General features: G+C 68.5%; 20 protein-coding genes and 2 riboswitches. Of the genes, 10 read left to right on the forward strand and 10 right to left on the reverse strand.

Annotated features, from left to right (window positions below):
- Positions 1 to 47: 47 nt before the first annotated feature.
- The 8 genes from QTI68_RS22265 to QTI68_RS22300 form a co-directional block, all read right to left on the reverse strand.
- Positions 48 to 752 carry an ABC transporter ATP-binding protein gene (locus QTI68_RS22265; RefSeq protein ID WP_286524561.1) on the reverse strand — a complete coding sequence of 235 codons (705 nt, stop codon included), beginning with the start codon at positions 750 to 752 and terminating at the stop codon, positions 48 to 50.
- Positions 745 to 1,503 carry an ABC transporter ATP-binding protein gene (locus tag QTI68_RS22270; RefSeq protein WP_286524562.1) on the reverse strand — a complete coding sequence of 253 codons (759 nt, stop codon included), beginning with the start codon at positions 1,501 to 1,503 and terminating at the stop codon, positions 745 to 747. The genes QTI68_RS22265 and QTI68_RS22270 overlap by 8 nt, the downstream gene beginning before the upstream one ends.
- On the reverse strand, positions 1,500 to 2,471 hold the full coding sequence (locus QTI68_RS22275) for a branched-chain amino acid ABC transporter permease (protein ID WP_286524564.1): 972 nt from the start codon (positions 2,469 to 2,471) through the stop codon (positions 1,500 to 1,502). The genes QTI68_RS22270 and QTI68_RS22275 overlap by 4 nt, the downstream gene beginning before the upstream one ends.
- Positions 2,471 to 3,343, reverse strand: coding sequence for a branched-chain amino acid ABC transporter permease (locus QTI68_RS22280; RefSeq protein ID WP_286524567.1), 873 nt, complete (start codon positions 3,341 to 3,343; stop codon positions 2,471 to 2,473). Before QTI68_RS22280 ends, QTI68_RS22275 begins: the two co-directional genes overlap by 1 nt.
- Before the next feature lie 121 nt (positions 3,344 to 3,464).
- Positions 3,465 to 4,643, reverse strand: coding sequence for an ABC transporter substrate-binding protein (locus QTI68_RS22285; RefSeq protein ID WP_286524569.1), 1,179 nt, complete (start codon positions 4,641 to 4,643; stop codon positions 3,465 to 3,467).
- 158 nt (positions 4,644 to 4,801) lie between these two features.
- Positions 4,802 to 5,812, reverse strand: coding sequence for a PDR/VanB family oxidoreductase (locus QTI68_RS22290; protein ID WP_286524570.1), 1,011 nt, complete (start codon positions 5,810 to 5,812; stop codon positions 4,802 to 4,804).
- Positions 5,813 to 5,825: 13 nt separating this feature from the next.
- Positions 5,826 to 6,587: a GntR family transcriptional regulator gene (locus QTI68_RS22295; protein WP_286524571.1), complete on the reverse strand. Its 762-nt coding sequence runs from the start codon at positions 6,585 to 6,587 to the stop codon at positions 5,826 to 5,828.
- The gene (locus tag QTI68_RS22300) at positions 6,584 to 7,687 is read right to left on the reverse strand and encodes an aromatic ring-hydroxylating dioxygenase subunit alpha (RefSeq protein WP_286524573.1); all 1,104 of its coding nucleotides are present in this window, start codon (positions 7,685 to 7,687) and stop codon (positions 6,584 to 6,586) included. Before QTI68_RS22300 ends, QTI68_RS22295 begins: the two co-directional genes overlap by 4 nt.
- Before the next feature lie 146 nt (positions 7,688 to 7,833).
- Between QTI68_RS22300 and QTI68_RS22305 the strand changes: the two genes are divergently transcribed.
- Genes QTI68_RS22305 through QTI68_RS22315 form a run of 3 tightly spaced genes read left to right on the forward strand, consistent with a single transcriptional unit; the run spans position 7,834 to position 11,058 of the window.
- Positions 7,834 to 8,952 carry a 5-methyltetrahydropteroyltriglutamate--homocysteine S-methyltransferase gene (locus QTI68_RS22305; RefSeq protein ID WP_286524575.1) on the forward strand — a complete coding sequence of 373 codons (1,119 nt, stop codon included), beginning with the start codon at positions 7,834 to 7,836 and terminating at the stop codon, positions 8,950 to 8,952.
- A 58-nt stretch (positions 8,953 to 9,010) separates the two neighbouring features.
- Positions 9,011 to 9,679, forward strand: coding sequence for a glutathione S-transferase family protein (locus QTI68_RS22310; protein ID WP_286524576.1), 669 nt, complete (start codon positions 9,011 to 9,013; stop codon positions 9,677 to 9,679).
- Positions 9,676 to 11,058, forward strand: a complete 1,383-nt coding sequence (locus QTI68_RS22315) for a phospholipase D-like domain-containing protein (RefSeq protein WP_286524578.1) — start codon at positions 9,676 to 9,678, stop codon at positions 11,056 to 11,058. The genes QTI68_RS22310 and QTI68_RS22315 overlap by 4 nt, the downstream gene beginning before the upstream one ends.
- On the opposite strand, the gene QTI68_RS22320 is transcribed toward QTI68_RS22315, so the two are convergent.
- Both QTI68_RS22320 and QTI68_RS22325 read right to left on the reverse strand, forming a co-directional pair.
- Positions 11,036 to 12,118, reverse strand: a complete 1,083-nt coding sequence (locus tag QTI68_RS22320; RefSeq protein WP_286524580.1) for an ROK family protein — start codon at positions 12,116 to 12,118, stop codon at positions 11,036 to 11,038. The genes QTI68_RS22315 and QTI68_RS22320 overlap by 23 nt on opposite strands.
- Before the next feature lie 15 nt (positions 12,119 to 12,133).
- Positions 12,134 to 12,925, reverse strand: a complete 792-nt coding sequence (locus QTI68_RS22325) for an alpha/beta fold hydrolase (protein WP_286524581.1) — start codon at positions 12,923 to 12,925, stop codon at positions 12,134 to 12,136.
- A gap of 126 nt (positions 12,926 to 13,051) precedes the next feature.
- Between QTI68_RS22325 and QTI68_RS22330 the strand changes: the two genes are divergently transcribed.
- The 7 genes from QTI68_RS22330 (at position 13,052) to gcvH (ending at position 20,015) form a co-directional block, all read left to right on the forward strand.
- Positions 13,052 to 14,605, forward strand: coding sequence for a glycine betaine ABC transporter substrate-binding protein (locus QTI68_RS22330; protein ID WP_286524584.1), 1,554 nt, complete (start codon positions 13,052 to 13,054; stop codon positions 14,603 to 14,605).
- Positions 14,606 to 14,675: 70 nt separating this feature from the next.
- Positions 14,676 to 15,644, forward strand: coding sequence for a TRAP transporter substrate-binding protein (locus tag QTI68_RS22335; RefSeq protein WP_286507361.1), 969 nt, complete (start codon positions 14,676 to 14,678; stop codon positions 15,642 to 15,644).
- A gap of 93 nt (positions 15,645 to 15,737) precedes the next feature.
- The gene (locus QTI68_RS22340; RefSeq protein WP_286524587.1) at positions 15,738 to 16,250 is read left to right on the forward strand and encodes a TRAP transporter small permease; all 513 of its coding nucleotides are present in this window, start codon (positions 15,738 to 15,740) and stop codon (positions 16,248 to 16,250) included.
- Positions 16,247 to 17,539 carry a TRAP transporter large permease gene (locus tag QTI68_RS22345; RefSeq protein WP_286524589.1) on the forward strand — a complete coding sequence of 431 codons (1,293 nt, stop codon included), beginning with the start codon at positions 16,247 to 16,249 and terminating at the stop codon, positions 17,537 to 17,539. The genes QTI68_RS22340 and QTI68_RS22345 overlap by 4 nt, the downstream gene beginning before the upstream one ends.
- A 75-nt stretch (positions 17,540 to 17,614) precedes the next feature.
- Entirely contained in the window at positions 17,615 to 18,115 is a 501-nt protein-coding gene (locus QTI68_RS22350) for a hypothetical protein (protein WP_286524591.1), read from the forward strand.
- A 30-nt stretch (positions 18,116 to 18,145) separates the two neighbouring features.
- A riboswitch (glycine riboswitch) is annotated at positions 18,146 to 18,248 on the forward strand.
- A 10-nt stretch (positions 18,249 to 18,258) separates the two neighbouring features.
- Positions 18,259 to 18,374: riboswitch (glycine riboswitch) on the forward strand.
- A 49-nt stretch (positions 18,375 to 18,423) separates the two neighbouring features.
- A complete protein-coding gene (gene gcvT / locus QTI68_RS22355; protein ID WP_286524593.1) occupies positions 18,424 to 19,584 on the forward strand; it encodes a glycine cleavage system aminomethyltransferase GcvT in 1,161 nt (386 codons plus the stop codon).
- Between the two features lie 53 nt (positions 19,585 to 19,637).
- A complete protein-coding gene (gcvH, locus tag QTI68_RS22360; RefSeq protein WP_286524594.1) occupies positions 19,638 to 20,015 on the forward strand; it encodes a glycine cleavage system protein GcvH in 378 nt (125 codons plus the stop codon).
- Positions 20,016 to 20,017: the final 2 nt, after the last annotated feature.

Below are 20,017 nucleotides of genomic sequence, written 5' to 3' on the forward strand. Positions count from 1 at the left end.
CGGCCCTTTCAGCGGAAACGAGGGCCGTGAGTTTAGGCCGCTGCGCGCTAGCGGCCAACCCCGAGCAGCCGTTCCAGCACCTCGGGCTGCGCCTGCAAGCTGGCCGCGTGGTCGGCATGCACCACGGTGCCGTGGTCGAGCACCACCGCCTCGTCGGAGATCGCGAGGATCGCCTGCGGATGCTGCTCGACGATGATCGCCGCCAGGCCCTCGTCGCGCGTGATGCGGCGGATCGCACGCAGCAGCTCTTCGACGATGATCGGCGCCAGCCCTTCGAGCGGCTCGTCGAGCAGCAGCAGGGTCGGGTTCAGCACCAGCGCGCGGCCGACGGCCAGCATCTGCTGCTCGCCGCCCGACAGCTGCGTGCCCAGGTTGCCCTTGCGCTCCGCCAGCCGCGGGAACATCTCGTAGACCCGCTGCGGATTCCAGCGGCCCGGCCGCTCTACCGCCGTCAGGTTCTCGTGCACCGTCAGCGACTTGAAGATGTTGCGTTCCTGCGGCACCCAGCCGATGCCGGCCGCAGCCCGCAGGTGCGGCGACAGCTTGTGCAGCGCCGTGCCGCCGAGCGTGATGCTGCCGCCGTGCTGGCGCGTCGCGCCCGCCAGCGTGTTGATCAGCGTGGTCTTGCCGGTGCCGTTGCGGCCCAGCAGCGCCAGCGTCTGGCCCTCGCCGAGCGCGAGCCCGACGTCATGCAGCACCACGGCCTCGCCGTAGCCTGCGCTCAGGTTCTCGATGCGCAGCAACTCACTCATGCGCGGCTCCGTGTCCGAGGTAGACCTCTTTCACCTTCGGGTCGTTGGCGATCGTGTCCGGATCGCCTTCGGTCAGCAGCGTGCCGTTGACCAGCACGGTCATCCGGTCGGCGAAGCTGAAGACCAGGTCCATGTCGTGCTCGATCAGCAGCACCGAGACGTCGGCCGGCAATGCCGCCACGGTCTCGAGCAGTTCTTCGCGTTCACCGGCCGGCACCCCCGCGACCGGCTCGTCGAGCAGCAGCACGCGCGGTTCGCAAGCCAGCGCGATCGCGATCTCGAGCAGCCGCCGCTTGCCGTAGGCCAGATGGCGGGTCTGTTGCTGGGCGACGTCGGCCAGGCGGAACTGCTCGAGCAACTGCCCGGCCCGTTCGGCCACCGCCGTCGAGGAGCCCAACGGGCGCCACCACTGCGCGCCCACGCCGCTGTGCTGCGAGACCACCAGCGCCAGCGTCTCCAGCGGCGTCATCGAGTCGAACAGCTGGTTGATCTGGAAGGTGCGCACCATGCCGCGCGCCACCCGACGGTGCGGCGCCAGCCGCGTGATGTCCTCGCCCTCGAGCACGATGCGGCCTTCGGTCGGCGTGAGCACGCCGGTCAGCAGATTGATCAGCGTCGTCTTGCCGGCACCGTTGGGGCCGATCAGGGCATGGCGGGCACCGCGCCGCAGGTTCAGCGTGACGTTGTTGGTGGCCGTGATGCCGCCGAAGCGCATCACGAGGCCGGTGGCCGTGAGCACGATGTCGCTCATGGCTTCACCGCCTTGCGCGCGCCGAACCAGGTCCAGGGCTTGAGCAGCCGGTCGCGCCCGACCAGCACCAGCAGCACCAGGATCAGACCGATCCAGAACATCCAGTATTGCGGCGTGACGGTCGACAGCGTGTCCTGCAGCAGCTTGAAGACGATTGCGCCTGCAATGCCGCCGTAGAGCCAGCCGACCCCGCCGATGACCAGCATCAGCACCACGTCGGCCGAACGGTCGAAGGCCAGCACGTCGAGCGAGGCGAAGCCGGTGGTCTGGGCCAGCAGCGCGCCCGCGCCGCCCGCCACGGCTGCCGCCACGGTGTAGATCACGGCCAGCCGCGACACCACGGGGATGCCGATCGCCATCGCCCGCAGCCGGTTGTCGCGGATCGCCTTGAGCGTGGCGCCGAAGGGCGAATGCACCAGCCGACGCATCAGCAGGAACAAGAGCAGCAGCACCGACAGCGAATACCAGGCAGCGGTGCGGCCGAACAGGTCGAAGTCGAAGACCCCAAGCACCGGCCCCATCACCACGCCCTGCAGCCCGTCGGCGCCGCCGGTGAGCCAGTCGAGCTTGTTGGCGAGTTCGAGCAGCAGCAGCGCGGTGCCCAGGGTGACCATCAGCCTCGTCAGGTCGCTGCCGCGCAGGATGGTGACGCTGGCCACGGCGCCCAGCGCCGCCGACAGCGCGATGGCCACCACCAGGCCGATCGTCGGATCGGGCATCACGTGCTTGGCGAACAGCGCCGCCGTATAGGCGCCGAAGCCGAAGAAGGCCGCGTGGCCCAGCGACACGATGCCGGTGTAGCCGAGGATCAGGTCGAGCGACATCGCGAACAGCGCGACGATGGCGATCTCGTTGATCATCAGCGCATGCGACGGCACCAGCAGCGGCAGCGCGAAGGCCACCACCCACAGTGCGTATTCCCAGGGGCGCCAGCGCGCCTTCTGCAGTAAGGGCTGACTGAATTCCATCACTTGCCCCCCTTGCGCGTGAACAGCCCCTGCGGCCGCCACATCAGGATCAGGATCATCAGCAGGTAGACCGTGAAGGCGCCCATCTTCGGGATGAAGTACTTGCCCGCCACGTCGGCGACGCCGAGCAGCAGCGCGGCCAGCAGCGGCCCGGTGATCGACGAGGTGCCGCCGACCGAGACCACGATGAGGAAATAGACCATGTACTTGAGCGGGAAGGTCGGATCGAGGCCGAGGATCTCGGCGCCCAGTGCACCGCCGAGCCCCGCCAGACCCGAGCCCACCGCGAAGGTCAGCAGGAACACCACGTTGACGTTGATGCCCAGCCCGGCCGCCACGCGGGGATCGTCGACCGCCGCGCGCAGCCGGCTGCCGAAGCGGGTCTTGGAGAGGATCAGCTGCAGCACCACGGTGAGCAAGGTGCAGACCGCGATGATGAAGATGCGGTAGTGGCCCATGCCCAGCAGCAAGGCGCCGTCGCCAATCTCGGTGCGCCCGCGCAGCCACTCGGGCAGGTGGATGTTCTGCTGCGAGGAGCCGACGAAGTAATCGACCGCCGCCACCGCCATGAAGGCCAGCCCGATCGAGAACAACACCTGGTCGAGGTGCGACTTGCCATACATCGGCCGGTAGAGCGTGCGCTCGAGCAGCGCCCCCGCCGCGCCGACCACCAGGAAGGCCAGCGGCAGGCACAGCAGGAAGGGCACGCCCAGCTTCTGCATCGCGAACACCGTGAGATAGCCGCCGGCCATCGCGAAGGCGCCGTGCGCGAGGTTGATGAAGTTCATCAGCCCCAGCGTCACGGCCAGGCCGACCGCGAGCACGAACAGCAGCATGCCGTAGGCAATGCCGTCGAAAAGAATGGTCAACAAAGCTCGCCCCCAGGTTGCCCGCACTTCGTGTCGGGCGCCCACCCCCTACCGGGGGCAACACCAGCGGCCCGGCAAAGCCGGTTCCGCGGTGTTTCCCGAAAAGATGCCTGCGTGCCGAGCATCACTGCTTGTTTTTCCCTGGGTCCTTGACCGCCTTGATGACGTCGAACTCGATGTTCCAGAGCTGGCCGTCCTTCTTCTCGACCTTGCGCAGGTAGATGTCCTGCGTGATGTCGCGGGTCTGGGCGTCGATCAGCACCGGGCCGCGCGGGCTCTCGAAGACCTGGCCCTTCATCGCGGCCAGCAGCGCATCGCCGCCCCCCTGGCCCTTGGTGGTCTTGAGCGCCTCGTAGATGATGCGCATGCCGTCGTAGCCGCCGACGGCCATGAAGTTCGGCCGCATGTTCTTGTTGGCGGCTTCGAAGTCGGCCACGAACTTCTTGTTCATCGCCGAGGGGTGGGCGGTCGAGTAGTGGTGCGAGGTGACCACGCCGAGCGCGCCTTCGCCCATGTCGTTGAGCTGGTCGTCGTCGGTCACGTCGCCGGTGCCGATCAGCTTGATGCCGGCCTTGTCCATGCCGCGCTCCAGGAACTGCTTCATCACGGCCGCGCCGGCGCCCGAGGGCACGAAGACGAACAGCGCATCTGGCTTGGCGTCGCGCACCTTCTGCAGGAAGGGGGCGAAGTCGGGGTTGCGCAGCGGCACCCGCAGCTTCTCGATCACCTTGCCGCCGTTGAGCTCGAAGCGCTCGGCGAAGAACTTCTCGGCGTCGTTGCCCGGACCGTAGTCGGCCACCAGCGTGACCACCGACTTGATGCCGTTCTTGGGCGCCCAGTCGCCCATCGCGACCGCGGCCTGTGGCAGCGTGAAGCTGGAGCGCAGCATGTAGGGCGAGGCCTGGGTGATGGCCGAGGTGGCGGCCGCCATCGTGATGGCAGGGGTCTTCGACTGGGTCGCGATCGGCGCCACGGCCAGCGCGATCGGCGTCAGGCCGAAGCCGGCCAGCACGTTGACCTTGTCGTTCACCACCAGTTCCTGCGCCAGGCGCTTGGCGACGTCGGGCAGGCCGGTGTCGTCCTTGACGATCAGCTGGACTTTCTTGCCGGCAACCGTGTCGCCATGCTGCGCCATGTAGAGCTTGGCGGCGGCCTCGACCTGGCGGCCGGTGGAGGCTTGCTGGCCGGTCATCGGCAGGATCAGGCCAATCTTGAAGGTGTTGTCCTGTGCCTGGGCGGCCAGCGGCAAGGCCAGCGCGATGGCGGTCAGGCTGGCGGCCTGGACGAGATGGCGACGAAGCATGGGAACTCTCCTTTTTCAGTGGAAGCGTGACGGGGGATATTGTGACCAGATGCAAGCAGGCCCGGACGCCGGCAACTACCTAGGCTTCAAGCCCGGGCTGCGAATTCTGCGCGATCAGTAAAACGGCTGCGCGATGATCGCGCAACGCGTGCGGGATCTCAGGGATTGTCCGGTCGCCAGGCGGAGTCGAGCGTGATCGTGCCGACCGCGCGCGAGACGCAGGCGCAGATGCGGCGCCCGGATGCCTTTTCGTGTTCGCTCAGGAACACGTCGCGGTGGTCGATCTCGCCGTCGACCGCCAGCACGTCCATCGCGCACAGGCCGCACTCGCCGCGGCGGCAGTCCCAGAGCGTCTGGACGCCGGCGCCCTCGAGCGCTTCGAGCAGCGTGCTGCCGGCCTGCACCGTGATGGCGAGGCCGTGGCGCGGAATCCGCACCTCGAAGGCCTGGGTCGGCAGCCGGCCGCTGCTGCCGAAGGTCTCGAAGCGCAGGTCGGCCTGCGGCCGGCCGGCGGCGGCCCAGGCCCGCTTGACCGCCTCGAGCATCGGCACGGGGCCGCAGGTATAGAGCTGGCCGCCGGAGGGCAACGCGGCGATCTCGGCGGCGAAGTCGATCGGCGCCGCGCCGGTGTGGGCCTGCACGCTGGCGCTCGGGTGCGGCGCCAGCGCCGCACGCAGCTCGGGCAGGTAGGCCAGCTCGGACGCGTTGCGAGCGCCATAGAGCATGCGCACCGGGACGCCGCCGCGCTCGGCCAGCGCCGCCAGCCGCTGCGCCATGTAGACCAGCGGCGTGATGCCGATCCCGCCAGCCACCAGCAGGTAGCCGGGCGCCGTCAGGTCGAGGCCGAAGTGGCTCTGCGGTTCGCTGACCAGCAGCCGGTCGCCGATGGCCAGCCGCCACATCGCGAGCGAGCCGCCGCGGCCGTCATCGAGGCGCTTGACCGCGATCCGCCAGCTGCGGCCGTCGGGCGCGCCGACCACCGAGTAGGAACGGTTCTGCATGCGCCCGGCGCCGGGCGCGCCGACCAGTACCTGGACCTGCAGGTGGGCGCCCGGCTCATGCCCTGCGACCTCGCCCGATTCGGGCGTGATCTCGAATTCGCGCACGGTGGGGCTGAGGTCCTTGATGGCGCTGATGCGCGCTGGCATCCAGTGGATATCGCTTTTCATCTTCTGGGCTTCTTCATGCTCTGCGGCGTATCAACTGCACACCCGGCAGCGGATGGTTCTGGGCGCCGTGCAGCGCTTCCCGCAAGTTGCGCTGGGCGATCCGGCTGTGCTCGCGCATCAGCGCCTCGGCGCGCGAGCCTTCGCGGTTCTCGATCGCGTCGAGCACCTGGCCGTGCTGGTCCTGCGCGATCAGCAGCATGTCGCGGGCGGCGGGCGAATTGGCCTGCACCACCACGAAGCCCGAGGGCGAGGCGAACGGCAGGTTGATGACGCGCTCCATCTGCTTGGCGATCAGCGCGCTGCCCGACATCTCCGAAAGCAGCCGGTGGAACTCCTCGTTGAAGGCGACGTAGCGCGAGAAGGCGGCATCGTCGAGCGCCGGCTGGCGCAGCAGCTCGTCGATGCGCCGCAGGCAGGCCCTGGCCTCGCGCAGCACCACCGGCGGCGCGCCGCGCTCGGCCGCCAGCCGCGCCGACAGGCCTTCGAGCGTGCCGCGCAGCTCGATTGCGTCGGCCACGTCGCGCTCCGAGAAGGTCCGCACGGCATAGCCGCCGTTGGGGAGGCTTTCGAGCAGCCCTTCCTGTTCGAGCCGCATCAGCGCGCTGCGCACCGGGGTGCGCGAGACGCCCAGCAGTTCCGACACCGCCACCTCGGCGATGCGGGCGCCGCCGGCCAGCTCGCCGGCCAGGATCATCTCGCGCAGGCGCAGCTGGGCCTTGACCGCGTGGGAACCGCCGGCCTCGACCGGCTCGGGGGTCAATCCGACAGCGCTCATGAGGAAATCCCCACCGGCTGGATCGGAATCGTCGGCGCGCGCGGCTTCTCGCGCGCCACCATCTGGTCGATCAGGCGCCGCGCCCACATCGCGCCGGCGTCGATGTTGAGGTTGTAGAAGCTGTAGTCGGGCCGATCGTCGATCGCCCGCTGCTGGGCCTCGAGCACCAGCTCGTCCTCGCGGAAGATGCCGGCCACGCCCTCGCGCAACTGGTGCGTGAGGCGCTGCTCGCCGATGCAGTAGTTGCGTGCGAAGGCCCAGAAGTAGAGGCAGCTCTTGTCGGTCTCGGGCGTGATGGTGTTGAGCACGTAGCCGTTGACGCCCTTGCTGCGGTCGCCGGGCCGGCCGTCGCTCGGCACCGCTCCGCTGCCCGCCTCGGCCACGCCGACGTCGATGTTGACCGTGCACGGGCCCTCGAAGCGGATGATCTGCCAGCGGTCGACCGGGCCCCGGTAGCCGCGCGCATGGTGGATCTGTCCGGCCCAGAACGGCGGCGCCTCGATGCCCTCCATCCAGCGCGTGACCGTCGCCGAGCGGTCGCCATGGGTGGCGACGAAGGGCGCCTCGGCGACCGCGCGGTTGCCGATCGACGAGCCGTGGACGAAGGTCTCGTGGGTCAGGTCCATGAGGTTGTCGACCACCAGACGGTAGTCGCACGCCACCCGGATCATCTTGCCGTCGCCGGCCCATTCGGGGTCGTCGTTCCAGTGCATGTCGGGCACCAGCGCCGGATCGGCCTTGGCCGGGTCGCCCGGCCAGACCCAGACGAAGCGGTGCTTCTCGACCACCGGATAGGCCCGCACGCAGGCCGAGGGATTGAGCGTCTCCTGGCTCGGCATGAAGGTGCAGCGCCCCTGGCTGTTGTAGACCAGGCCGTGGTAGCCGCAGACCACCTCGTCGCCCTCGAGCCGCCCGAGCGACAGCGGCATCAGCCGATGCCAGCAGGCGTCTTCGAGCACCGCGACCTGCCCGTCGGTGCGGCGGTAGAGCACCAGCTTCTGGTTGCAGATCGTGCGCGGGAGCAGCGCGTGCGCGACCTCGACGTCGTAGGCGGCGGCATACCAGGCATCGAGCGGAAAGGGGCGGGTTTCGGCTTTCATGGGATACGCAATGTATACAGCAATGCGCTAAAGTCCATTGTTTTCAGCCAAATCAAGGGTAAATACCGATCTTTCGGTATCCATTGCAGGGATTCCCTGTGCGGATACGATCGACCGTTCTTTTCCAGATACGACGGAGCCATCCCATGTCCCAGCACGCGTCCCTGCCTGCCCGCTACGACCACGTCGGCAGCTTCCTTCGCCCGAAATACCTGCTCGAAGCCCGCGAGCAGAAAGCCAAGGGCGAGATCACGCCCGAGCAGCTGCGCAAGGTCGAAGACAAGGCGATCACCGAGATCGTCAAGTTCCAGGAAGACATCGGCCTGAAGAGCATCACCGACGGCGAATTCCGCCGCACCTACTTCCACATCGACTTCCTCGAGCAGCTCGGCGGCGTCAAGACCGACATCCCGGTCACCATCCGCAAGCCGGACGGCACCGAGGAACTTGCGCCCCCCGTGATGCGCGTGATCGACAAGGTGCGCCACGCCAAGAACATCCAGCTGGCCGACTTCGAATACCTCAAGAGCCAGGTGTCGGCGGGCAACACGCCCAAGGTGACCATCCCCTCGCCCACCATGCTGCACTTCCGCGGCGGGCGCGCCGGCATCAGCCGGGAGGCATACCCCGAACTCGACCCGGTGTTCTACGACGACGTCGCCAAGGCCTATGGCGACGAGCTGCGCTCGCTCGCGGCCGCTGGCTGCACCTACGTGCAGATGGACGACACCAACCTCGCCTACCTCTGCGACGAGAGGATGCGCGAAGCGGCGCGCCAGCGCGGCGACGACCCGAACGAGCTGCCGCACCGCTACGCCGCCTTCATCAACAAGGTGGTGGCGCAGAAGCCCGAGGGCATGATCCTGGCGATGCACCTGTGCCGCGGCAACTTCAAGAGCACGCACGCCGCGGCCGGCAACTACGAGCCGGTGGCCGAGGCGCTGCTGAAGGAGATGGACCTCGACGCCTACTTCCTCGAATACGACGACGCCCGCTCGGGCGACTTCCGGCCGCTGCGCTTCCTGCCCAAGGGCAAGACCGTGGTGCTGGGCCTGGTGACCACCAAGTTCGGCGAGATGGAAGACAAGGACGAACTCAAGGCCCGCATCGAGGCGGCCGCCAAGTACGTGTCGCTCGACCAGCTCGCGCTGTCGCCGCAGTGCGGCTTCTCCAGCACGGTGCACGGCAACAACATCGCGGTCGAGGCGCAGCGCGCCAAGCTGCGGCTGGTGGTCGAGACCGCCCGGGAAGTCTGGGGCGCGTAGCCCCGCCCCAACGCCGCCCGGTTGGACTCCGGGCCGGTGTGAAGTAGGCTCGGGGGCCATGAAGCTCTATTCCGGCCCCCTCAGCATGTTCGGCGCCAAGGTGCAGATCGCGGCGCTCGAAAAGGGCCTCGCCTTCGAGTGCATCATGGTGCCCTTCGACCGCGACGACCGCTACGAGCCCAGGCACCCGGAGGTGCTGCGGGTCAATCCGAAACGGCAGGTGCCGGTGCTGATTGACGGCGAGGTCGAACTGTTCGACTCGACCCAGATCTTCGAGTACCTCGAAGACCGCTTCCCCGAGCCCGCCCTGTGGCCCGGCGACGTGGCGGCCCGGGCCCACGCGCGCCGGCTCGAGCTCGAATCCGACGAGGTGTTCTTCCCGCACGTCATCAAGCTGTTCGGGCTGCAGGACGACATGCAGAGCCCGGCCGCGGTCGCGGCCTGCGCCGGCTGTGCCGCCTTCTACGCCAGGCTCGAGGCGCTGCTCGCCCAGCGCGACTACCTCGCGGGCGGTTATTCCTTCGTCGACATCGCCTTCTACATGGCGCAGGTGTTCGCCGAGCGCAAGGGCGCGCTGATGACGCAGGCCACGCCGCGCCTGCTGGCCTGGCGCGAACGGGTGGGGGCGCGGCCGCCGGTGCGCGAGGTGGTCGGCGCGATGATGCGGTTCCTGGCTTCCGAGGGCCGACCGGTGCCACCGCACCTGCAGGCGCTGGCCCGCCCGTGAACCAGATCGACGACCTGCTCGACTGGCTGCCCTCGCCGTCGCAGCATCTGCTGGTCGTCACCTTCGCCCTGCTGGTCTACGTGCTCACGACCCGCGCACGGCGCGAGCAGCGCGCGCCCACCACCGCCATCGCCTGGGTCATGGGCCTGGCGCTGCTGCCCTACGTGATCCTGCCGATGTACCTGATGTTCGGCCAGCGCAAGCTCCGGCCGGTGGGCATCCCGCGGCCGCCGCGCTCGGCGCCGGCGGGACACTGGGCAGCCGAGCTGGTCGAGAGCTTCGGCCTCGCGGCGCCGAGCCGCTGCGACACCCGGCTGCATTCCGACGGCGCGGGCGCGCGCGACGCGCTGTTCGAGGTGATCGAAAGCGCCCGCCATTCGCTCGACGTCTCGACCTTCATCATCGGCGACGACGCGCTCGGGCACGAGGTGATCAACCGCCTGTCGCGCCGGGCCCGCGGCGGCATCAAGGTGCGGGTGCTGCTCGACGGCTTCGGCGCCCTGTCGCTGCCGCGCACGCACTTCGACTCGCTGCGCGATGCCGGCGCCGAGGTCGCGGTGTTCCGGCCGATCTTCAGCCTGCGGCGCAGCGGCCCGCGCAACCTGCGCAACCACCGCAAGCTCACGATCGCCGACGACCACTGGCTCTGGTCCGGCGGCCGCAACCTGGCGGGCGAATACTTCACCGGCAACGACGCCCATCCGGTGCCCTGGCGCGACCTGTCCTTCGACCTGCGCGGCGACGCGGCGGCCGCGGCGGCGCGCCAGTTCGATCACGACTGGACCTCGGTGCGCGGACGCCAGTCGCGCGCCATCGCGGCCAATGCGGGCCCGCAGGACCACGGCGGCCTGGCGCAGTTCCTGCCCAGCGGCCCCGACCAGACCGAGGACACGGCGCAGGCGCTGCTGATCGACGCCTGTTTCCGCGCCGAGCACCGGCTGCTCGCGGTGACGCCCTACTTCGTCCCCGGCGACGGGCTGCGCGATGCGCTGCGGCTCGCCGCCCGGCGCGGCGTACAGGTCACGATCGCGATCCCGGCCCGGTCGAACCACCGCCTCGCCGACTTCGTGCGCGCCCGCACCATGCGAGACCTGGCGCGCGCCGGCGTGATGTTCAAGATGCTGCCCTTCATGGCCCATGCCAAGGCCGTGGTCATGGACGAGGACCTGGCGCTTTGCGGTTCGATCAACCTCGACCTGCGCAGCCTGCTGCTCAACCACGAGGCGGCGGTGGTGTTCTACGGCCGTGCCGAGGTCGACTGGCTGGCGCAATGGATCGAGACCACGGCCTCGGCCGGCGAGACCTACCGGGCGCGCCGGCCGGGCCTGGTGCGCGACGTTGCCGAAGGGCTCTTGCTCACGATCGCTTTCCAGCTTTAGCCTTCTTGTCTTTCTTGCCGGGCCCGGTCTTGTTGGTGTAGCTGGCATTGCCCAGTCCCGTGCCGATGGTCAGCACCGCCCAGTGCTTCACGTCCTGCATGAACGGCAATTCGCTCAGCCCCTGCACCACGGCGTCGTTGTGCATCAGCGCCACGGTCGGCTGGCCGGCGATCTCCGGCAGCCGCTTGATCAGTTCGCTCGGCAGGTGGAAGTTGTCGCTCTCCCAATCGCCCGGCAGGTTCTGGGCGCCGCGCGAGATCGAGCCGTCCTTGCGGATCAACCCCGGGCAGGCGATACCGATGAAAGGCGCCAGCCGGATGCCCTGCTTCCTGCTGTAGCGGATCTGCGCCTCGACCATCTCGGCCAGCCGGTCGATCAGCACCTTGCGGCTCGGGCGATCGTCCGCATGCCGCCATTTCTCGCGCCGCACCACCTTGGCCTTCGACAGGTCGGGCGCCCGCTTCTTGCGCAGCTTGACGATGCCGCAGCGAACGTTGGTGCCGCCGATGTCGAGCGCGATGATGGCGTCGTGCCCCTTCCGCATCGGCGGCGGCACCAGGTGAACCCAGCCCAGCAGGCCGCCGTCGTCCGGCTCGTGGCAGATCCGCGCCAGTTCGACCGAAACCTTCATGTGCTGCAGGATCGCCGCCGCCTGCAGCACCGCGCGCTCGCCGACGTCGCTGCCCGGAAAGCCGCCGCCGATCACGATCCGCTGCACGCCTTTCCACGAAGGCTGGCGCATGAAGCGATCGATCACCCAGGCCAGTTCTTCCGCGAATTCCTCGATCGCGCCGTGCAGCATGTCGGCGGCCTCGGAGGTCTTCGTCTCTCCCAGTGCCTCGTCGAGTTCACGCTTGCTGAGATCCTTCGAATGCACGCCGCCCAGCGGATCATTGCCCTTGCGGCGGCGGCGCTGGCGCCAGCGCTCCAGCAGCTGCCTGAACGCGGTCTGGCTGGCCTGGTCGCCGATGAAGCCATCCTTGCCGCGCAGCTGCAGGCTGTAGCCGTCGACCGTGACCGAAGGGAGTTCGCGGGCGCCGTGCGGGTGGTGTTTCTTCATTGCGGCAGGTGCATTTCAATCAGCGGTGGTGTCGAGGATCAGGCGGGCGGTTTCTTCGGGCTGGTCCCAGTGCGGATAGTGGCCGCAGCGCTCGAACCAGTGCAGCCGGGCGTCGGGGAACTGCGCTTGCGCGCGCGCCGCCTGGCGCGGGAGGCACACCTTGTCGAGCCGGCCCCAGCCGATCACGACGGGCTTGGCAAGCGTGCCGAGGGCCGCGCCTTCGAGCGGCGGCGATCCGCGAACGAAATCGTCCAGCATGAGCTGGAAGGATTTCGCCACGGCGTAGCTGTGCATCTCCTCCTGCACCAGCGCCGGCGACAGCCGGTGGCGCTGCGCCGAGAACCGCGCCAGCAGCAGCGTGCGCGCCCATGAATGGGTCACCAGGGCGGGCATGGCGGATTCGAAGCCGCGCGCCAGCCGCATCGACAGGCAGACCGAGATTTGATAGGCCAAATGCTCACGGCCGGCCCAGAAGCCGCCCGGCCCCAGCGACACGACGGTGCCCAGCACCTGGCCGCGGCGCGCCAGCTCCAGCACCAGGCGCGCGCCCATCGAACTGCCGACCGCGTCGGCACCGCACAGATCGTGTTCGTCCAGGAAGCGGGCCACCGCACCGGCCAGGGTGCGCAAGGTGACCTCGCCTTCCAGCGGCGGGCTCTTGCCGAAACCGGGCAGGTCGATCGCCACCACCGCGCGCTCGGCGGCCAGAGGGTCGAGGATGGTCTGCCAGGTCCGCCAGTTGCTGCCCAGCCCGTGCACGAGCAACAAAGGCTTTCCCTGGCCGCGACGGACATAGTTGATGAGCACCCTTCACTATGCTGGCCGGATGCGCGTGATCGAATCAGCGGCGCGCACCATCGGCTGTAGGAGAAGGCCCCCAACCGTTGACACCAGGACGGGCGCACGGGTGCCAGCGCCGATACACTGGCCGCGATGCAACTGCTGCGCCGCACCGGGCTTGCCGCCCTGGCTTTCATCTTCCTGCTCGGCACCGCCCTGGCCGCGGCCGCGCAGGAACAGCCGCTACGCGCAGGCTCCAAGCGCTTCACCGAGTCCTACATCCTGGCCGAGGTGCTGGCGCAGACCGCGGCGCCGCATACCGCCGTCGCCCCGGTGGTGCGGCAAGGGCTGGGCAACACGGCGATCGTCTACGAGGCGCTGAGATCCGGCGGCATCGATGTCTACGCCGAATACACCGGCACCATCGCGCTCGAGATCCTCAAGGGCCAGGCCTCGATGACGCGCGAGGAAATGAACGCCGCGCTGCGCCCGCTCGGGCTCGGCGTGGCGGTGCCGCTCGGATTCAACGACGGCTATGCGCTCGCGATACGGGCCGCCGACGCCGAGCGGCTCGGCATCCGCACCCTGAGCGACCTGGCCGGCCGGCGCGAACTGCGCTTCGGCCTTTCGAACGAATTCATCGGCCGCGCCGACGGCTGGCAGGGCCTGGCAGCACGCTACGGCTTCATTCAGGCGCCGACCGGACTCGACCACGGCCTCGCCTATGAAGCGATCGCCGCCAAGCAGATCGACGTCATGGACATCTACACCACCGACGCCAAGATCGACCACCTCGGCCTGCGCGTGCTCGAGGACGACCGGCACTACTTTCCCCGCTACGACGCCGTGCTGCTGTACCGGCTCGACCTGCCGGCCCGGCTGCCGGCGGCCTGGGCCGCGCTGCAACAGCTGGAGGGCCGGATCGACGAGCACGCCATGATCGCGATGAATGCGCGCGCAGAGTTGCAGGGCGTGGCCTTCGACGTCATCGCACGCGATTTCCTGGCCGCGGCGCAACCGGGCGCGCGCGCCGCGGCGCAACGCGGCGAAGGCGCCCGCGGCTTCATGGCCAAGCTGTTCGGACCCGACCTCGGCCGGCTCGCGCGCCAGCACCTGCTGCTGGTCGCGATCTCGGTCGCTGTCGCGATCCTGATCGCGGTGCCGGTCGGGGTCGCGGTGTTCGGACACCTGCGGCTGCGCGCGCTGGTCCTGGGGGCGACCGGGCTGCTGCAGACCATTCCCTCGCTGGCGCTGCTGGCCGTGCTGATCTCGCTGCTCGGCGTGATCGGCACCTTGCCGGCGCTGATCGCGCTGACGCTCTATTCGCTGCTGCCGATCATGCGCAACACCGTGACCGGCCTGGCCGAAGTGCCCACCGGCCTGCGCGACGCCGGCATCGCGCTCGGCATGACCGGCGGCCAGAACCTGCGCGCGGTGCTGCTGCCGCTGGCCATGCCGACCTTGCTGGCCGGCGTGCGCACCGCGACCACCATCGCGATCGGCACCGCCACCATCGCCGCCTTCATCGGCGCCGGCGGCTTCGGCGAACGCATCGTGACCGGTCTGGCGCTCAACGACCGCGAACTGCTGATCGCCGGCGCCGTGCCGGCCGCGGCGCTGGCGCTGCTGAGCGAAGCGCTTTTCGAGTCGCTCGAGTACCTGTTGCGGCGCCCCTATCGCGGCCCTGGCACAGACCCGGGTCCGTGAAAGTCCCGACGGGGCCGCGCGCGCGCTTCAGGCATAGTCGCGCGGGCATCCTTCCAACACCGGAGACAACATGAAACTCGGCACCCTCGCCGCCTGCCTCTCGCTCGCCCTCGGCGCCAGCGCCTTCGCCCAGACCACCACGCTGAAGATCGGCTACGCGACCACCAAGGAGTCGCACTACGGCGTCGGCTCGACGGTGTTCTGCGACGAAGTCGAGAAGGGTACGCAAGGCCGCTACAAGTGCCAGCAGTTCCCGAACTCGGCGCTCGGCGGCGAGCGCGAACAGATCGAGGCGGTCCAGTTGGGGACCCAGGACCTGGTCAACACCTCGACCGGTCCGGTCGGCAACTTCGTGCCCGAGGTCAAGATCGTCGACATCCCCTTCCTGTTCCGCGACTACGACCACGCGCGCAAGGTGATGGACGGCCCGATCGGCCAGGACATCCTCGCCAAGTTCCCGAGCAAGGGCATCATCGCGCTGGGCTGGACCGAGAACGGCTTTCGCCACATGACGAACAGCAAGCGCGACATCGTCAAGCCGGCCGATGCCGCCGGCCTGAAGATGCGCACCATGGAAAACAAGGTGCACATGGACGGCTACCGCACCTTCGGCATCCTGCCGACGCCGATGGCCTTCCCCGAGCTGTTCGGTGCCCTGCAACAAGGCACGGTCGATGGCCAGGAGAACCCGATCCCCGTGATCCTGTCGGCCAAGTTCGCGCAGGTGCAGAACCACCTCTCGCTGACCGGGCATGTCTACAGCCCGGCCCTGCTGCTGCTTTCGCCCAGGGTCTGGAACAAGCTCTCCGACGCCGACAAGAAGGTCTTCCTCGACGCCGCCCGGAAGGCCGGCGCTGCCCAGCGCAAGAAGGTCAACGAAGACGAGGACAACGGCATCGCGCAACTCGAGAAGGACGGCATGAAGGTGGTGCGCAAGGTCGACGGCGCCGCCTTCCGCGAGGCGCTCAAGCCGGCCTACGTCGGCTATGCCAAGGAATTCGGCGCCGACAACATCAAGAAGATCACCGACGTCCAGTAGGCGCGCGCCGCGCGCCCAGGCAGCGCCGCCCGGTGAGCCAGCGATGGCACCGGGCGGTTTCCTTGCCCGCTCCCACAACAACAAGAAGCCGCAGTGAAAACCTTCGAACACTACTTCCTGGCCGCCAACCGCTGGGCGCTGATCCTGCTCCTCGCATCGATGTCGGTGATCATCTTCATCAACGTCGCGATGCGCTACCTCACCAGCAACTCGCTCGAATGGGCCGAGGAAGTCTCGCGCCACATGATGATCTGGCTCACCTTCCTGGGCGCCGGCCCGGTGCTGCGCTACGGCGGCCACATCGCGGTCGAGAACCTGCAGGATGCGCTGCCGGCCAAGGCCGCGATCGCGATGCGTGCCCTGGTCGCGGCGCTGCTGTTCGCCTTCTTCGGCTTCATGGTCTGGTACGGCTGGCTCTACATGGAACGCACCATGTTCCAGCTCACGGCCGTGACGCAGATCCCCTTTGCCTACATCTACAGCGCGATGTTCTTCGGTGGCCTGCTGCTGATCGTCCACTGGCTGCTGATCGTGCGCGGCTACGTGCTGCGCCGTGAATTCGCCTCCGATGCGCATTTCGATGCGGCCGCGAGCGCCTCGCTATGAACGCCAGCCTGGTCCTGATCCTCTCGGTCTGCGTCTTCCTCGCGATCGGCGTGCCGGTCGCCTTTGCGCTCGGCCTGGCCACCGCCGCCACGCTGATCCTGGCCGAATCCTTTCCGCTGATGGTGCTGCTGAAGGAGACCTTCACCGGCATCGACAGCTTTCCGCTGATGGCGGTGCCGTTCTTCATCCTGGCCGCCGAACTCATGAGCGGCGGCTCGCTGACCGAGGTGCTGCTGCGCTTCGCGGGCCAGTTCGTCGGCCATCGGCGCGGCGGCCTGGGCTACACCAACGTGGTGTCGCTGACCTTCTTCTCGGGCATCTCGGGCTCGGCACTGGCCGATGCCGCGGGGCCGGGCTCGATGCTGATCAAGATGATGGACAAGGCCGGCTACGACCGCTCGTATGCCGCGGCGCTGACCGCGTCGACGGCGATCGTCGGCCCGATCATCCCGCCCTCGATCATCATGATCATCTACGCGCTGCAGGACGACAACGTCTCGGTCGGCAGCCTGTTCGTGGCAGGACTGATCCCGGGCATCCTGATCGCGGTGGCGATGTGCGTGGTGAACTTCCACGTCTCGAAGAAGCGCAACTACAAGGGCGACGGCGGCATGCCGCCCTGGCGCGAGGTGCTGCTGACGACCTGGAAGGCGATCCCCGCAATCTTGCTGCCGGTGGTGATCCTCGGCGGCATGCGCGCCGGCTGGTTCACGCCCACCGAGGCCTCGGTGGTGGCGGTCTTCTATGCGCTGGTGTGCGGCAAGTTCGTCTATCGCACGCTCGAATGGAAGGCCCTGCCCGACATCCTCTCGCGTTCCGCGCTGCTCTCGGCGTCGGTGCTGATCATCATCGGCCTGTCGGCTTCCTTCGCCTGGATCCTGACGATCGAGAACGTGCCGCAACAGCTCGCCGAATGGCTGGCCGCGATGAACCTGTCGCCCTGGATGTTCCTGATCATCGTGAACATCTTCCTGCTCCTGTTCGGCATCTTCATCGAGCCGCTGCCGGGCGTGATGGTGCTGGCGCCGATCCTGGCACCGGTGGCGGTCAAGCTCGGCATCGATCCGATCCACTTCGCGATGATCGTGATCTACAACCTGACGCTCGGCATGATCACGCCGCCGGTGGGCGGGCTGCTGTTCGTCACCTGCAACGTCTCGCGGGTGCCGATGTCGCAGCTGGTGCGCGAGCTGGTGCCCTTTCTCTGGGCGCACGGCGCGGTGCTGCTGGTGCTGACCTTCGTGCCCGCGCTCAGCACCTGGCTGCCGCATCTGTGGGGCTTCAAGTAGCCGGGGAAGATTTCACGAAGATGTCACGCTGATACCCGATGCTGCAGCGCTCGCCTCAAGACGCTGCAGCATCCCATGTTCCTCACCAAGACCGACAAGGCGCGCCACGAACTCCAGCCCGGCCGCCGCACGCTGGGCCAGCGCGAGCGCGCCCTGCTGCTGATGGCCGACGGCCAGCGCTCGCTGACTGATTTCGGCACCCTGTTCGGCGGCCGCGAGGAAGCCGGCCGGGTGGCACACCACCTGGTGCAGGAGGGCTACCTGCAGGGCCGCCCGGCCGAAACGGTCCAAGTGATCGAAGCGGCACCGGTCGCGGCCGACATCTTCGACGGCAAGCCCTCGCTGGCCACCACCCGCATGTTCCTGTTCGACCTCTGCGAGCGCATGTTCGTGCGCCGCGACCCGGTGCTGGCCGAGCGCTTCCGCGAAGCGCTGCGCGAGGCGCGCGACCGCGATTCGATGCTGGTCACCGCCCGCGCGATGCTCGGCGAGATCGAGCAGGCGGCGGGCGCCGCGCGCGCCGAGGCGATCCGCGAGCGCATCGAGAAATTGCTTCCGGCATCGCCGGTGCACTGAAGTCGCCGGCCGGCTCCCGATTCCCTTACACTTCTGCGGTCAGGAGAGCGTCCCGCCGCGGTGGGGCCGCCGAAGGCGCAGGTCCCCCGAAACAAGGGCCCGAACGCTCAGGCAAAAGGACTGACAAGACGCCCGGTTACGGGCGTTTCCTTGCTGGAGAGAGGTGGTTCGGCGCGCCAGGCGTGCCGTGCCGCCCACCGAAGGAGCAAACCCCGATCGTGGGGCGAATCTCTCAGGTAAAGCGGACAGCAGGGGTGGCCCATGGCTTCTCGTCATGGAACAAGCACTGCCCCTTTGGAGAACCGCCCTTGGCCGCCGCATCCGACGTACTGCTGAAGACTCCGCTCCACGCCCTGCACCTGGAGCTCGGCGCCCGCATGGTGCCCTTCGCGGGCTACACCATGCCGGTGCAATACCCCGCCGGCGTGATGGCCGAGCACAAGCACACCCGCGCGGCCGCCGGCCTGTTCGATATTTCCCACATGGGCCAGCTGCGCCTGGTGGGGCCTGATGCGGCGGCCGCCTTCGAGAGCCTGATGCCGGTCGACGTGATCGGCCTGGCGCCAGGCAAGCAGCGCTACGGCCTGCTGCTGAACGACCAGGGCGGCATCCTCGACGACCTGATGTTCTTCAACGAAGGCAACGACTCGCTGTTCGTGATCGTCAACGGCGCCTGCAAGGCGGCCGACATCGCCCATATCCAGGCCCGGATCGGGCAGCGCTGCCAGGTGCAGCCGATGCCCGACCACGCGCTGCTCGCGCTCCAGGGTCCGCAGGCCGCGGCCGTGCTGGCGCGGCTGTCGCCGGGCATCGAGCGCTTCGTCTTCATGACCGGCGGCCCGGTCCGCATCGGCGGCATCGAGGCCTTCGCCACGCGCAGCGGCTACACCGGCGAAGATGGTTTCGAGATTTCGGTCGCGGCCAAGGACGCCGAGGCACTGGCCCGGCTGCTGCTGGCCCAGCCCGAGGTCCAGCCGATCGGCCTGGGGGCCCGCAATTCGCTGCGGCTCGAGGCCGGCCTCTGCCTCTACGGCAACGACATCGACGAAAGCACGACGCCGGTCGAAGCGGCGCTGAGCTGGGCGATCCAGAAGGTCCGGCGCAGCGGCGGCGCACGCGAAGGCGGTTTTCCGGGCGCGGCCAGGGTGCTGGCCCAACTCACGGCCGCGAGCGGCACCGCCGGCCACCTCGACCACGAGACGCTGAAGCGCCAGCGCGTCGGCCTGGTCGCGCTGGAGCGCGTGCCGGTGCGCGAGGGCTGCGTGCTCGAATCCTTCGAGGGCCTGCCCATCGGCCAGGTCACCAGCGGCCTGCTCGGCCCCAGCGTCGACCGGCCGGTCGCCATGGGCTACGTCGCGCTGGCCTATGCCGAACCGGGCACCCGACTGCAGGCCATGGTGCGGGGCAAGCCGGTGCCGATGGAAGTCAGCACGCTGCCCTTCGTGCCGGCCCGGTACTACCGCGGCTGACACCCTCTTCTCCAATTTCTCCAAGCCAGCCTTTTTTCCAAGGAGTTTTCCCCATGACCATCAAGTACACCAAGGACCACGAGTGGGTGCGGCAGGAAGCCGACGCGGCACTGGTCACCGTCGGCATCACGGTGCATGCACAGGACGCGCTCGGCGACGTGGTCTTCGTCGACCTGCCCGAAGTCGGCAAGAAATTTGCCCAGGGCGAGGTCGCGGGTGTCGTCGAATCGGTCAAGGCCGCGGCCGATGTCTTCATGCCGGTCTCCGGCGAAATCATCGAAGTCAACGAAGACCTGCGCGCCGATCCCTCGCTGGCCAACAGTGCGCCGATGGACGGAGGCTGGTTCTTCAAGGTGCGGGTGAGCGAACCGGCCCAACTCGAGCCCCTGCTCGACGAAACCGCCTACGAGAAGTTCTCCGCCGACAACTGATT

This window comes from Variovorax sp. J31P207 (assembly GCF_030316965.1).
Taxonomy (GTDB): domain Bacteria; phylum Pseudomonadota; class Gammaproteobacteria; order Burkholderiales; family Burkholderiaceae_C; genus Variovorax; species Variovorax ginsengisoli_B.

Excerpts from the sequence above, each read along its gene's own strand:
- QTI68_RS22265 (WP_286524561.1), bottom strand. The coding sequence starts at position 752 with ATGAGTGAGTTGCTGCGCATCGAGAACCTGAGCGCAGGCTACGGCGAG.
- QTI68_RS22310 (WP_286524576.1), top strand. The coding sequence starts at position 9,011 with ATGAAGCTCTATTCCGGCCCCCTCAGCATGTTCGGCGCCAAGGTGCAG.
- QTI68_RS22350 (WP_286524591.1), top strand. The coding sequence starts at position 17,615 with ATGTTCCTCACCAAGACCGACAAGGCGCGCCACGAACTCCAGCCCGGC.
- QTI68_RS22270 (WP_286524562.1), bottom strand. The coding sequence starts at position 1,503 with ATGAGCGACATCGTGCTCACGGCCACCGGCCTCGTGATGCGCTTCGGC.
- QTI68_RS22305 (WP_286524575.1), top strand. The coding sequence starts at position 7,834 with ATGTCCCAGCACGCGTCCCTGCCTGCCCGCTACGACCACGTCGGCAGC.
- QTI68_RS22345 (WP_286524589.1), top strand. The coding sequence starts at position 16,247 with ATGAACGCCAGCCTGGTCCTGATCCTCTCGGTCTGCGTCTTCCTCGCG.
- QTI68_RS22295 (WP_286524571.1), bottom strand. The coding sequence starts at position 6,587 with ATGAGCGCTGTCGGATTGACCCCCGAGCCGGTCGAGGCCGGCGGTTCC.
- QTI68_RS22320 (WP_286524580.1), bottom strand. The coding sequence starts at position 12,118 with ATGAAGAAACACCACCCGCACGGCGCCCGCGAACTCCCTTCGGTCACG.
- QTI68_RS22335 (WP_286507361.1), top strand. The coding sequence starts at position 14,676 with ATGAAACTCGGCACCCTCGCCGCCTGCCTCTCGCTCGCCCTCGGCGCC.
- QTI68_RS22290 (WP_286524570.1), bottom strand. The coding sequence starts at position 5,812 with ATGAAAAGCGATATCCACTGGATGCCAGCGCGCATCAGCGCCATCAAG.
- QTI68_RS22275 (WP_286524564.1), bottom strand. The coding sequence starts at position 2,471 with ATGGAATTCAGTCAGCCCTTACTGCAGAAGGCGCGCTGGCGCCCCTGG.
- QTI68_RS22300 (WP_286524573.1), bottom strand. The coding sequence starts at position 7,687 with ATGAAAGCCGAAACCCGCCCCTTTCCGCTCGATGCCTGGTATGCCGCC.
- QTI68_RS22330 (WP_286524584.1), top strand. The coding sequence starts at position 13,052 with ATGCAACTGCTGCGCCGCACCGGGCTTGCCGCCCTGGCTTTCATCTTC.
- gcvH (WP_286524594.1), top strand. The coding sequence starts at position 19,638 with ATGACCATCAAGTACACCAAGGACCACGAGTGGGTGCGGCAGGAAGCC.
- QTI68_RS22285 (WP_286524569.1), bottom strand. The coding sequence starts at position 4,643 with ATGCTTCGTCGCCATCTCGTCCAGGCCGCCAGCCTGACCGCCATCGCG.